Origin of the sequence: Endozoicomonas sp. ALB091, assembly GCF_049310265.1 — a bacterium.
Classification (GTDB): Bacteria; Pseudomonadota; Gammaproteobacteria; order Pseudomonadales; family Endozoicomonadaceae; genus Endozoicomonas.
Genome location: NZ_JBLYNQ010000001.1, coordinates 534,515 through 547,993, shown reverse-complemented (window position 1 = coordinate 547,993; position 13,479 = coordinate 534,515). Strand labels below are relative to the sequence as shown.

General features: G+C 49.2%; 8 protein-coding genes. 7 read left to right on the top strand and 1 reads right to left on the bottom strand.

What is annotated here, in order from left to right; genetic code table 11:
- Positions 1–173: 173 nt before the first annotated feature.
- Positions 174–1,625 carry a TrkH family potassium uptake protein gene (locus ACO6UX_RS02360; protein WP_422444498.1) on the top strand — a complete coding sequence of 484 codons (1,452 nt, stop codon included), beginning with the start codon at positions 174–176 and terminating at the stop codon, positions 1,623–1,625.
- Between the two features lie 299 nt (positions 1,626–1,924).
- Here the strand turns inward: ACO6UX_RS02360 and ACO6UX_RS02355 are convergent, their stop codons facing one another.
- The gene (locus ACO6UX_RS02355) at positions 1,925–2,788 is read right to left on the bottom strand and encodes an HMG-box domain-containing protein (RefSeq protein WP_422444496.1); all 864 of its coding nucleotides are present in this window, start codon (positions 2,786–2,788) and stop codon (positions 1,925–1,927) included.
- Positions 2,789–3,010: 222 nt separating this feature from the next.
- Between ACO6UX_RS02355 and glyQ the strand changes: the two genes are divergently transcribed.
- From glyQ to ACO6UX_RS02325, 6 genes are all read left to right on the top strand, one after another.
- Positions 3,011–3,976: a glycine--tRNA ligase subunit alpha gene (gene glyQ / locus ACO6UX_RS02350; protein ID WP_422444494.1), complete on the top strand. Its 966-nt coding sequence runs from the start codon at positions 3,011–3,013 to the stop codon at positions 3,974–3,976.
- Positions 3,976–6,087 carry a glycine--tRNA ligase subunit beta gene (gene glyS, locus ACO6UX_RS02345; protein ID WP_422444492.1) on the top strand — a complete coding sequence of 704 codons (2,112 nt, stop codon included), beginning with the start codon at positions 3,976–3,978 and terminating at the stop codon, positions 6,085–6,087. The genes glyQ and glyS overlap by 1 nt, the downstream gene beginning before the upstream one ends.
- 256 nt (positions 6,088–6,343) lie before the next feature.
- Complete coding sequence (gmhB, locus tag ACO6UX_RS02340) at positions 6,344–6,922, top strand: D-glycero-beta-D-manno-heptose 1,7-bisphosphate 7-phosphatase (protein ID WP_269672172.1); 579 nt, start codon at positions 6,344–6,346, stop codon at positions 6,920–6,922.
- The gene (locus tag ACO6UX_RS02335; protein WP_422444490.1) at positions 6,922–7,692 is read left to right on the top strand and encodes a lysophospholipid acyltransferase family protein; all 771 of its coding nucleotides are present in this window, start codon (positions 6,922–6,924) and stop codon (positions 7,690–7,692) included. Before gmhB ends, ACO6UX_RS02335 begins: the two co-directional genes overlap by 1 nt.
- Positions 7,693–8,044: 352 nt before the next feature.
- A complete protein-coding gene (locus ACO6UX_RS02330) occupies positions 8,045–10,837 on the top strand; it encodes a tetratricopeptide repeat protein (protein WP_422444488.1) in 2,793 nt (930 codons plus the stop codon).
- 139 nt (positions 10,838–10,976) lie between these two features.
- Positions 10,977–13,403: a tetratricopeptide repeat protein gene (locus tag ACO6UX_RS02325; protein WP_422444486.1), complete on the top strand. Its 2,427-nt coding sequence runs from the start codon at positions 10,977–10,979 to the stop codon at positions 13,401–13,403.
- The last annotated feature ends 76 nt before the right edge of the window (positions 13,404–13,479 follow it).

The following is a 13,479-nucleotide window of genomic DNA, read 5'->3' as shown; positions in this document are numbered from 1 at the left end:
ACAAAAGTCGTTCAGGCTTTATTTTTCCCATGGATTGGGAGTAACCTGCTACAGCATAAAATTAGAATTTCTTATAGCCATTATAAGAACACAACATGGCAGGTTGTTTGAGCGCCCGGCAATTCCTTACTTCCATATCGCCGGGTGCTTGCACTGGATGAAGCAGGAGCACCATGCAGTTTCAGGTTATTCTTCCCATTTTGGGCATTTTGTTAATTTTGTTCAGTACGTCCAGCCTTCCTCCGATTGTCGTGGCACTGCTTTATCAAGAGCAGGAAATGTCCATTTTCATCTATACCTTCCTATTGACACTAATGCTGGGCGTTCTCCTCTGGTTCCCTTTCCGGCATATCAAGGATGAGTTGCGCACTCGTGAAGGGTTTCTGGTCACGGCGCTGCTCTGGATTGTTCTGGGTGCAGTGGGCTCACTGCCATTTCTATTGATGGAAAGCCCGGCACTCAGTATCACTGACGCACTGTTTGAGTCCATGTCCGGCTTAACAACCACGGGAGCCACTATTCTGACCGGCATTGAGCATCTGCCCCGCTCTATTCTGTTTTACCGCCAGCAGCTGCAATGGCTTGGTGGCATGGGGATTATTGTGCTGGCAGTGGCCATTCTGCCGATGCTGGGGATCGGCGGTATGCAGCTGTATCGAACAGAGACTCCCGGACCGGTTAAAGATTCAAAACTAACGCCCAGAATTACCGAGACCGCCAAAGCACTCTGGTTTCTTTACCTTTTTCTAACGGCCGCCTGTGCCCTGGCGTACTGGTTAGCGGGGATGAACCTGTTTGACGCGATCTGCCACAGTTTCACCACCATCGCCATCGGCGGTTTTTCTACTTACGACGCCAGCATGGGCCACTTCAACTCCCCCATGATTATCTCTGTGGCCATCTTTTTCATGCTGATTGCCGGGATCAATTTCGCCCTGCATTTTACCGCCTGGCGCAATAAGTTATTGACCCACTATATTCAGGATCCGGAAGTTAAGTGGTTTCTGGCCATTTTGGGTGTTGTTGGCGCAATCACCGTTACCACGCTCTATCTTTCTGATACTTATCCCCTTGCCAAGTCCTTCCGCTATGGTCTGTTTGAAGTGGTATCCGTAGCCACAACCACTGGCTACACCTCATCCTCCAGCTTTTCTGCCTGGCCAACGTTTCTGCCCCTGCTGTTGTTTTTTACCAGTTTTATGGGGGGGTGTGCAGGCTCTACCGCAGGTGGAATGAAAGTCATCAGGGTTGTTCTGATTGCCAAACAGGGAATGAGAGAACTTCGTCGTTTAGTTCACCCTAATGCGGTCTTAACCATCAAGATTGGTGGCAAACCCGTGAGCCCAAGGGTGGGTGAAGCGGTATGGGGGTTCTTTGCCACTTATATTTTGATGTTTGTTCTTCTCTTTCTGGCTTTACTGGCAGCGGGTTTAGACTTTACTACGGCATTTTCAACCATTGCTTCCTGCCTGAATAATCTCGGACCCGCGCTCGGCGAAGCAGCGTTCAGTTACCAGGGCCTGCCCGATGCCGCAAAGTGGATTCTTGCGTTTGCCATGCTACTGGGACGCCTGGAAATTTTTACACTTCTGGTGTTGTTTACTCCAACCTTCTGGCGTTATTAATGCCATTACAGCGGCCGGAACAAAGGTAACATATTCTAAATAAAGCAGCGGTTAAGGAGTTGTCCCGAAATAATTTCGACATTTTGAGCTCGATCTCCGTTCATCCTGAGTGCTGAGCTTGTCGAAGTATCGAAGGGTGATAGGCACAATACATGAGGCCGGAGTTCACGCCCTTCGACAGGCTCAGGACGAACGGAGTTTTGAACTCAGAAATGTGCAAATTATTCTGGGGCAATTCCTAACCGAAGGCAGCATCAATAAGAACCATGAAGAAGAGTTTCCGGTTGGAATGCAGAGGATTATAGTCCTTCCATCAGGCTCTCACCCCCCAGAACCCTGAGCCATTGAGATTCATCCAATGGATTCAAAAAATCAGCAATCTCAGACTCGTTAAACCTTACCACGCCTGATTTGAGCTTATTATCGTCTCCCTTATTTGAATAAATAAGACTGATATCTGTTTGACAGGAAACATCCCTGAAGACCAAATCCTGACGCAAGGGAGCGACATTATTGTTGTCAGGTGTCTGGGTACTATGATCTGTTAAGCCCGAAGGGCTCAATACTTTATGCGTTACCTGGTTTGGCTTAACACGGGTATGAGCAACGCTTGACGCCTTTTGCGCGATCACGGATTTCTTGTCCGATTGCCGTACGTCAGAAACAGGATTATTACCAGAACGCTGCCTTTTGGGATGGGCTACTTTCCGACTTGTTACAGTTTTGCCTTTTAACTCGCTTTCAGCATTGGATTTTTTGCGCTTTCTGGGGTGATACTTGTAATCAGGATACTTTTTTTTGTGTTCATCCTTTTCTAATGTGGCTTCCTTAACAAAACGCTCCTTCTCCTTCTCTGACATTTTTTTCCAATCTTCGGCCACCAGTTTGGAGAATTCACTTTGATGGCATAATGGCTTTACTTCCTTTGCCCTCATGCTGCGAAAAATAAAAAATGCATTCCTGGGCCTGGGTACGTGATTGTGCTTTGATTTTACAGAGGCAGTTATTTCCACCTTTTTTCTATTATTAGTTTCAGGCTCCCTCGCAGGATAAGAAAACGGCGCACCAACTGGACCAGAATTCGTTACATGCACTGTTAAAAAACCTCTTTCTTTAAAATCGGCTTGGACAACTTTTTGAGCTATTAAGTTCCCAATAGACACCCTTAATGTTTACCCACATTGTTCACAACTTATCCACAGCTTAAACTTAATCGCACAAACCGGTATACTCCCTCTCTATTTTTACAGTCGAATCCTGCGAGTGATCACTCATAGGGAAACCTGCGCCAGGTGAATAAACCGGTCATCGATAATTGCTCGCAACACAACGCTCAATGTTCAAAAAACGACCCGTTTACATTTGAGCCTCCAAGAGGTAGAAAAGTGACTTCCCAGAGCACACCAGATATCTATACATTCCAGGGGCTGATCCTCGCCCTGCAACAATTCTGGGCCCAACAGGGCTGCGTTATCATGCAACCACTGGATATGGAAGTGGGTGCGGGTACTTTCCATCCAGCCACTTTTCTGCGAGCCATCGGCCCGGAAAACTGGAACTCGGCTTATGTTCAGCCCAGCCGTCGCCCAACCGATGGCCGTTATGGTGAAAACCCCAACCGCCTGCAACATTATTACCAGTTCCAGGTGGTGATGAAGCCATCCCCCGATAATATTCAGGAGCTGTACCTGGAATCTCTCCGGCAACTGGGCATTGATCCACTGGTTCATGACATTCGTTTTGTCGAAGATAACTGGGAGTCGCCCACACTGGGTGCCTGGGGTCTTGGCTGGGAAGTCTGGATGAACGGTATGGAAGTCACCCAGTTCACCTATTTCCAGCAGGTTGGCGGTATTGAGTGTTACCCGGTTACCGGCGAGATCACCTACGGTCTTGAGCGCCTGGCCATGTATATCCAGAATGTCGATAACGTGTATGACCTGGTCTGGACGGTGGGTCCACAGGGTCCGGTCACTTATGGCGATGTGTTCCATCAGCAGGAAGTTGAAATGTCCACCTTCAACTTTGAGCACGCTGACACGGAAGAGCTGTTCAAACAGTTCGATTTCTTTGAACGCGAATCCCGGAAGCTGGTTGATACCGGCCTGCCTCTGCCAGCTTATGAGTACGTTCTGAAAGCTTCACACACCTTTAACCTGCTGGATGCCCGCCACGCGATTTCGGTGACGGAACGCCAGCGTTTTATCCTGCGCGTCAGAACGCTGGCCAGGGCGGTCGCCAAAGCATACTTCGATAAGCGTCGTGAGCTTGGTTTCCCCCTTGCGAATGACAGCATTCGTGATGAAGTTCTGGCATCTCTTGCCAAAGAAACCGCGCAGGAGGAAAAATAATGAGCACTTCCCTGAATAAAGCACATAAAGAAGACTTCCTGATTGAGCTGGGCACGGAAGAGCTGCCACCAAAGGCATTAAAAAGCCTGTCTGACGCGTTTACCCGGGGCATCCTTTCCGGTCTTGAGCAGGCCCAGATCACATTTACCGATTATGAGTCGTTTGCCGCCCCCCGTCGTCTGGCTCTGCTGATCAAAGGTCTGGATACCGCACAGCCTGATCAACAGCTTGAGCGCAAGGGGCCTGCAGTCAAAGCCGCCTATGATGCCGAAGGCAACCCAAGCAAGGCAGCCCTTGGTTTTGCCCGTTCTAACGGTGTTAATTTTGAAGACCTGGAACAGGAAGAAACACCGAAAGGTGCATGGCTGGTCTACCGTTCGATCAAACCGGGTCAGGCCAGCAAAGATTTGCTGCCGGAAATTATTACCCAGTCTCTGAATAACCTGCCCATTCCCAAACGTATGCGCTGGGGTGCCAGTCGTACCGAGTTTGTCCGTCCCGTTCACTGGCTGCTGATGCTGCTGGGCGATCAGATTATTGACGGTGAAATTCTCGGCCTGAAAGCCGGTAACACAACCCGTGGTCACCGCTTCCACGGGAACCGGGAAATCACCATCAACAACCCGGCTGACTATGCACAGGTTCTCCATGAGCAGGGCAAAGTGATTGCCAACTTTGCAACCCGTCGCGACATTATCCGTGAGCAGGTTGAACAGATGGCTGCCACGATTCATGGTCATTCGGTGATTGATCCGGACCTTCTGGATGAAGTCACCGCGCTCAATGAATGGCCAGTCGCTCTCTGTGGCCGTTTTGATGATGACTTCCTGGCCGTTCCATCGGAAGCACTGATCTCTTCCATGAAAGGCCATCAGAAATATTTCCATGTGGAAAACAGTGCAGGGAAACTCCTGCCGCACTTTATTACCGTGGCCAATATTGACAGTGCCGAACCTCACCTTGTTGTGGCAGGTAATGAGAAAGTCATTCGTCCGCGTCTTGCCGATGCCAAGTTCTTCTACGACACTGACCGTAAACACACACAAGACGATCGTCGTGAAAAACTGAAACCCATTGTCTTCCAGGCACAACTGGGTTCAGTGTTTGCCAAAACAGAACGTATCGCACGACTTGCGTCTTACATTGCGCAAACGGAAGGTGGTGATGCCTGGCTGGCTGAACGTGCCGGTCAACTGTGCAAGTCTGACCTGGTGTCTGAAATGGTGCTGGAGTTTCCCGAGCTGCAGGGCATCATGGGTCAGTACTATGCCGACAACGACGGTGAAAATCCCGAAGTCAGCAAAACGCTGTATGAACAGTACATGCCCCGCTTTGCCGGTGACCAGCTACCTTCAACACTGATTGGCTGTGCCGTTGCCATTGCCGATAAGGTTGACACCATTACCGGTATTTTCGGTATCAATCAGCTGCCAACCGGCAGTAAAGACCCTTTCGCACTGCGTCGTGCCAGCATCGGTGTGCTGCGAATCATTGTTGAGAAGAAACTCAATCTTGATCTGGAAGCATTGATCGATCAGGCAATTCTCGGCTATCAGGAGCAAGGTGTTTCTCTGCCCGCACTGGGTAACCTTAATACGACAGTCGTCAATTACATGCTGGAGCGTTTTGATGCCGCTTACCAGGAAGAAGGCATTGCGGTTGAGGTCATTAACTCCGTCAAGGCATTGCGCCCTACCCGGCCACTGGACTTTGATCGTCGTATAAAAGCCATTACCCGCTTCAATGCCATGGATGAAGCGGATGCCCTGGCTTCTGCCAACAAGCGGGTATCCAATATTCTGGCGAAAGCCGGGGATATCATTATTCCTGACGCACTGGATGAGACACTGCTCAGCGAAGTTTCTGAACGTGAGCTTGCCAACATTGTGTTTGCCAAGAAAGAGGAAATCGCCCCCGCTCTGGCAGAAGGTCGTTACGCGCTGGCCATGGAGAGTCTGGCGGCACTGAAGCAACCGGTTGACCTGTTCTTTGACCAGGTGCTGGTCAATGCTGAAGATGAAGCTATCCGCCTGAACCGCTATGCCCTGCTGAAGCAATTGCGCAGCCTGTTCCTGCAGGTAGCGGATATCTCTTTGTTACAGAAAAGCTAAGCACAACCTGATAAAGTGCGGCACTAGTACATGGTTTCAATGTGAGTGATGGGTGCCTTTATTGACCTCCAAACTCCGCTCGTCTTGAGCGGAGTCGAAAGGCGCAAACTCCATACCCTGAATACTGTGCCAATCACCCATCGTCCGTGCCTCCTGAGCGGAGCCGAAGGACGCTCAGGGTGAGCGGAGATTGTACACATCAAACTCATCGAAATGATGTACTAGCCGCACTTTTTTTATGTGTTTCAGGAGCACTATGACCAGGCTTGTTATTCTGGATCGGGATGGCGTTATCAATGAAGATTCAGACCAGTACATACGGTCTGAACATGAATGGCTTCCTATTCCGGGAAGTATTGAAGCCATTGCCCGTTTGTCATCTGCGGGCTATCGCGTCGTCGTAGCGACCAACCAGTCCGGGTTAGCCCGTGGCTACTTCACTGGCAAAGCGCTCAATGCCATGCACGACAAGCTAATCAGGCTAGTCAAAGAGCAGGGAGGTCATATTGATGGCATCTATTACTGCCCACACGGCCCGGATGACCACTGTCAATGCAGAAAGCCGGCAACAGGGCTTATTGACCAGATTTTTACCGACTACGATGCCAGCCCGGCAGAAACCTGGGTGGTGGGCGATTCACTGCGTGATCTTCAGGCAGGGGTCAGCAGTGGCTGTAAAGTTGCCCTGGTACTGACGGGTAAAGGCGTTAAAACCCACACTAAACTCATCGAACACCCGGAAGCGATTTCTGGTAGCCTATCTGGTAGCAGGGATGTAGCTGTTTATAACAATCTGAACAGCTTTGTAGAAGAACTACTTTCAGAGGGATTTTAATGTCATCAGCTGTCGGTTCTGCAACTACCCGGGCAGTGACCCGGTCAATGGCCACTACCTTTTCTGTTTTAAGGACAACTGTCTTTTATTTGTCGCTGGCAGTCTGGACCGTGTTCTGGGCAATGCTGATGATTCTGTTTATCTACCCTTTCAGGTTTAATCTCCGTCATCGCATTTTTGTCAAAACATGGGCTGTTGTATCAGTATACCTTTGTCGTTTAATTTGCGGAATTCGATGGCGTGTAACCGGAGCAGAGAATATTCCTGATTCTCCCTGTGTCATTATCAGTAACCATCAAAGCACCTGGGAAACGTTTTTCCTGCAAACCTTATTAACTCCCCAGACTCAGGTGATCAAACAGGAGCTACTGAAAATCCCCTTCTTTGGCTGGGCTTTTCAAAAAATCAGGCCCATCGCCATTAATCGTAAGGATGCCCGGCAGGCACTTCAGCAGGTCAGAGAGCAGGGTAAAGCGGCACTTGCCCATAACGTCTGGGTCCTTATTTTTCCGGAAGGAACACGCGCATCTCCCGGTGAACCGGGCAAGTTTTCCCGTGGTGGCGCAGGGCTGGCGAAAGCGGCGGCAGTGGATATTCTTCCCATAGCCCATAACGCCGGGGTTTTCTGGCCGAACAGCTCCTGGATAAAACGCCCCGGAACGATTCAGGTAGAGATCGGGCCCGTCATCAAAACAAAATCCCTTTCGGTGGCAGAAGTAAATGATACCACCCGTGACTGGATTACACGTGCGCTGCAAACGATGCAATAACCGACTGCTATTTATCACTCAGTACCTTGGAGCCTGGTTGTAATACCAATCGAACTTTTTAACTCCCGTGATGAGTATGAATATTTGATACGTGCGTTCATTTTGCGATTTCAGAAAAATCCGAAGAAGCTGGTTTTGCCCTGCTATACTCAGCCGGTATCAAGTCTGATGCCATGACAATAATTATAAAATACATGTGCCTGAATTGAGTTTTTCTTTCGCGGTGGCAAACAATGTATGGGACTCACGATCTGTTATTACCACCGAGGATAAATGCTTCACCCCATACTAACGCATCCTGCGTTGCACTGAATGTGCTGAAAGCAGGAAAAAGTGTTCAAAGAATTAATACATGGATAATAATAACGCGCATCTAAAAGTTCATAACCCTTTTTTGGCCCGCCGTCATCAGGCTAATAAATACCACAGAAATAAGACAGCCCCCTATGAGAGGCCAGGCTTTAACAGATCCATAAGATACATACAAAAGCCACAAGGGGCATCCAATGCCACGTCTTATATACCCAGAAGCAAGGGTACCTCAGAAAACAGGAAGGAATTTCAACGTTTTCATCATCGTCCCCCATCCCACTCTCAACCGGGTGCAGGCTATCATCGACAGGGGGAAATTCCCGGTATTAATGAAGGGTTCAGCTCTTTAAGCGCAGGTGATAATGATCATGCCCTCAAATTAGCAGAAGATATATTAAGGAATAATACCAGCTTGAGTCGACGTAACTATCTGCGTGCAAACCTGCTTAAAGCCAGAGCCCTGTTGAATTCAGGGCTGATTAATGATTGCCTGCGATCAATAGAACAGGTAAAACCTCCCCTTAACAAATGGTTACTGATGACAAAAGGCAAAGCACTGCAAGGCAAAAAACTCATGTTTGAAGCGCTGCTTGTTTTTAAGGACATTTATAAAAATCACTCAATTAAGGACAACGATAAAAGAAATAATTATCTTACCCTTGGCATACATTACCAGCGCATGGGAGAGCATCAGGAAGCACTGACAATCTTTATCAAGCTGCGCACTGACCTCTCCGGACATGAAGCCACTCCCTGCAACGACAAGCAAGTAGAACTGGCCCTTGGCTGGCTATACCAGGACATGGGTCTGTATCAGAAGGCGCTGACAATCTTCTGCAAGCTACGTGCCGACCTCTCCGGACATGAAGCCACTCCCTGCAACGACAAAAAAGTAGAACTGGCCCTTGGCCGACTATACCAGAGCATGGGACTACAGCAGAAAGCGCTGACGATCTTTATCAAGCTGCGTACCGACCTCTCCGGGCATGAAGCCACACCTTGCAACGACAAGAAAATCGAACTGACCCTGGGTCGGCAATTCCAGTACATGGGACGATATCAGGAGGCGCTGACGATCTTTATCAAGCTGCGCACTGACCGCTCCGGGAGTGAAGACACACCCTGCAACGACAAAGAAGTTGAACTGGCCCTTGGTCGGCAATTCCAGCTCATGGGACGGTATCAGGAGGCGCTGACGGTCTTTAAGACGCTTCGCACCGATCGTTCCGGACATGAAGACAACCCCTGCCACGACAAGGACGTAGAGTTAGCCCTTGGTCGGCTTTACCAGGACATGGGACTGCATCAGAAGGCACTGGCGATCTTTAAGAAGCTGTACTCCGCCCACGCCGGGCATCCAGGGACTCCCTGCAAAGACAAGGAAGTTGCTCTGGCCCTTGGTCGGCTATACCAGGACATGGGACGGCATCAGGAGGCGCTAATGATGTTTTTGAAGCTGCGTACTGACCGTTCCGGGCATGAAGGCACACCTTGCAACGACAAGGAAGTTGAACTGGCCCTTGCCGTGCAATACGACTGCATGGGATGGTATCAGAAGGCACTGACGATCTTTTACCAGTTGCGCAGCGACCGCTCCGGGCATGAAGACACTCCTTGCAATGACAAGGACATTGAACTGTCCCTTGGTCGGCTATACCAGTACATGGGACGGTATCAGGAGGCACTGACGATCTTTATCAAGCTGCGCACCGACCGCTCCGGACATGAAGGCACGCCTTGCAACGACATGGACATTGAACTGGCCCTTGGTCGGCTATACCACGATATGGGACAGTATCAGAAGGCGCTGAAGACCTTTATCAAACTGCGCATCGCCCGCTCTGGTCATGAAGGCACTCCCTGTAACGACAAGGACATAGAGTTAAGCATTGGCCGACAATACGAGTACATGGGACGGTATCAGGAGGCGCTGACGATCTTTACCACGTTGCGCACCAACTGCGCCGGGCATGAAGACACTCCTTGCAATGACAAGGAAATTGAACTGGCCCTTGGTCGTCTATACCAGCACATGGAACTGCATCAGAAGGCGCTGGAGATCTTTAACCAACTGCGCACCACCCGCTCCGGGCATGAAGGTACTCCCTGCAACGATAAGGACATAGAGCTAACCCTTGGCCGACAATACCAGTACATGGAACGTCATCAGGAGGCATTGACAGTCTATAAGAATCTGCGCACCGACCTCTCCGGACATGAAAGCACTCCCTGCAATGACAAGGACATTGAACTGGCCCTTGGTCGGCAATACCAGAGCATGGGACGATATCAGGAAGCACTGGCGATCTTTATCAAGCTGCGCAACGACCGCTCCGGGCATGAAGGCACACCCTGCAACGACAAGGAAATCGAACTGGCCCTTGGCGACATTCATGTCGATTTAATGAACTGGCGTCAGTTTGACCAAATGCAACTTGATAAAAATGGTTTTGCCGGGCCTGAAGTGGACTTGTGTACCAGCATCCGTTACTTCAGAGAGTGCATTTATTCTGGTCAAAGCAAGGAAATTCCAGGGCTTTTGGCTAAAGCCATTGAGCATGGATGTAATGCAATAGAAAAAAGTCAGTATCTCGATGCATCATCTTTTAGTCAGTTAGGGCACTGCCTTCGTATCGCAGCATTATTACCTGTTGAGAAAACACAGGATTTCTTTTCAAAAGATGAATTGAAAAACCTGGTTTATGAATATTTTACCGAAGCTAACAAACTGCACCCTTACCGACAGGACCGGCTAAAAACTGAAGACTGGAGGAAAATAGAGCGTACTTTTTTAGCAAGGCTTCCTGTCGGACTTAAGACTGTCCGAGAATAACCTGGGTTCCCAAAAAATTCAGCCATAGTATTGGGTGAAAGTCTCATACTGATGCGTAGCTTCAGTGGTAATCAGGCCTAATGATAAAAGAGTCATGGAGACCTGTGAGTCACTCAGTAACTATGGGGGCCATTGCGGCATGAAAGCATCCGAAGTTCGTTACATGGATAATAATGCTTATCCTGACGCTCGTAACTCTTTTCTGGCTGGTCATCAGGCTAACAAATACCATAGAGATAAGGCAGCTCCTTATAAGAGGCCATGTTTTAATAGATCCGTAAGATACATACAACAGTCACAAGGGGCATCCAATGCAACGCCTGTTTATATACCCAGGAGCCTGGGTACCCCTGAAAACAGGAAGGAATTTCAAGGTTTTCATCATCGCCCCCCACCCCATTCTCAACCGGGTGCAGGCTATCATCGACAGGGTAAAATGCCCTGTATCAATGAAGGGTTCAGCTCTTTAAGAGCAGGTGATAATGATAATGCACTCAAAATAGCAAAAGAGATATTAGAGACTTATTCCAACTTGAGTCGGCTTCTCTATCTACGTGCACACCAACTTAAAGCAAGAGCCCTGTTCAATTCAGGAAGAACTGATGATTGCCTGAAATCAATAGAACAAGTAAAGACTCCCCTTGACAAAAAGTTACTGATGACAAAGGGCAGGGCACTTCAAGACAAAAACCGCCTGTGTGAAGCACTGCTTATTTTTAAAGACCTTTATAAAAATCACTCAGGAAAGGACCAGGATAAAAAACTTAATTCTCTTGCCCTTGGCTTACTTTACCAGCGCATGGGAGAGTATCAGAAAGCACTGACTATCATTAAGAAGCTGCGCACTGACCTCTCCGGGCATGAAGACAATCCCTGCGACGACAAGGAAATTGAACTGGCCATTGGTCGGCTATACCACGACATGGGACTGCATCAGAAGGCACTGACAACCTTTAACAAGCTGCGCACCACCCGCTCGGGGCATGAAGATACTCCCTGCAACGACAAGGACATAGAGTTAACCCTTGGCCGACAATACGAGCTCATGGGACGGTATCAGGAGGCCCTGACGATCTCTATCAAGCTGCGCAGCGACCGCTCCGGGCATGAAGGCACTCCCTGCAATGACAAGGGTATAGAGTTAACCCTTGGCCGACAATACCAGCTCATGGGACGGTATCAGGAGGCCATGACGATCTTTATCAAGCTGCGCAGCGACCGCTCCGGACATGAAGGCACTCCCTGCAATGACAAGGATATAGAGTTAACCCTTGGCCGACAATACCAGCTCATGGGACGGTATCAGGAGGCCCTGACGACCTTTATCAGGCTGCGCACCGACCGCTCCGGGCATGAAGGTACTCCTTGCAATGACAAGGAAATTGAACTGGCTCTTGGCCGACAATACCAGCTCATGGGATGGTATCAGGAGGCGCTGACGATCTATATCAGGCTGCGCACTGACCGCTCCGGGCATGAAGATACTCCTTGCAATGACAAGGAAATTGAACTGGCTCTTGGCCGACTATACCAGCTCATGGGACGGTATCAGGAAGCGCTGACGATCTTTATCAAACTGCGCACTGACCTCTCCGGCTATGAAGGTACTCCTTGTAATGACAAGGACATAGAGTTGACCCTTGGTCGGTTATACCAGGACATGGGACGACATCAGGAGGCGCTAATAATCTTTGTGAAGCTGCGCACCACCCGCTCGGGGCATGAAGATACTCCCTGCAACGACAAGGACATAGAGTTAACCCTTGGCCGACAATACGAGCTCATGGGACGATATCAGGAGGCCCTGACGATCTATATCAAGCTGCGCACTGACCGCTCCGGGCATGAAGGCACTCCTTGCTTTGACAAGGAAATTGAACTGGCCCTTGGTCGGCTATACGAGAACATGGGACGGTATCAGGAGGCATTGACGATCTCTATCAAACTGCGCACTGACCTCTCCGGCTATGAAGGTACTCCTTGCAATGACAAAGACATAGAGTTAACCCTTGGCCGACAATACCAGCTCATGGAGCGGTATCAGGAGGCCCTGACGATCTTTATCAAGCTGCGCAGCGAACGCTCCGGGCATGAAGGCACTCCTTGCAATGACAAGGAAATTGAACTCGCTCTTGCCAACATTCATCTCAATTTAATGGACTGGCGTCAGTTTGACCAAATGCAACTTGATGACCTTGGCTTTGCCGGGCCTGAAGTGGATTTGTGTATCAGCATCCGTTACTTCACAGAGTGCATTTATTCTGGTCAAGATAAGGAAATTTCAAGGCTTTTGACTAAAGCCATTGAGCATTCATGTAATGCAATAGAAAAAAGCCAGTATCTCGACGCATCATCTTTCAGTCAGTTAGGACACTGCCTTCGTATTGCAGCACTATTACCTGTTGGGAGAGCACCGGATCTCTTTTCAAAGGATGGATTGAATAGCCTTGTTTCTGACTATTTTACCGAAGCCAACAAACTGGACCCTTACCGACAGGACCAGCTGAAAACTGAAGACTGGAGGAAAGCAGAGCAGGCTTTTTTAGCAAAGCTATCGCCGGGATAACCTATGCAAAACAGCAACCCGGTGGCAGAAGTCAATGATACCGCCCGTGGCTGGATTGCACGTACACTGCAAACGA

Excerpts from the sequence above, each read along its gene's own strand:
- ACO6UX_RS02360 (WP_422444498.1), top strand. The coding sequence starts at position 174 with ATGCAGTTTCAGGTTATTCTTCCCATTTTGGGCATTTTGTTAATTTTG.
- glyS (WP_422444492.1), top strand. The coding sequence starts at position 3,976 with ATGAGCACTTCCCTGAATAAAGCACATAAAGAAGACTTCCTGATTGAG.
- gmhB (WP_269672172.1), top strand. The coding sequence starts at position 6,344 with ATGACCAGGCTTGTTATTCTGGATCGGGATGGCGTTATCAATGAAGAT.
- ACO6UX_RS02335 (WP_422444490.1), top strand. The coding sequence starts at position 6,922 with ATGTCATCAGCTGTCGGTTCTGCAACTACCCGGGCAGTGACCCGGTCA.
- ACO6UX_RS02330 (WP_422444488.1), top strand. The coding sequence starts at position 8,045 with ATGGATAATAATAACGCGCATCTAAAAGTTCATAACCCTTTTTTGGCC.
- ACO6UX_RS02325 (WP_422444486.1), top strand. The coding sequence starts at position 10,977 with ATGAAAGCATCCGAAGTTCGTTACATGGATAATAATGCTTATCCTGAC.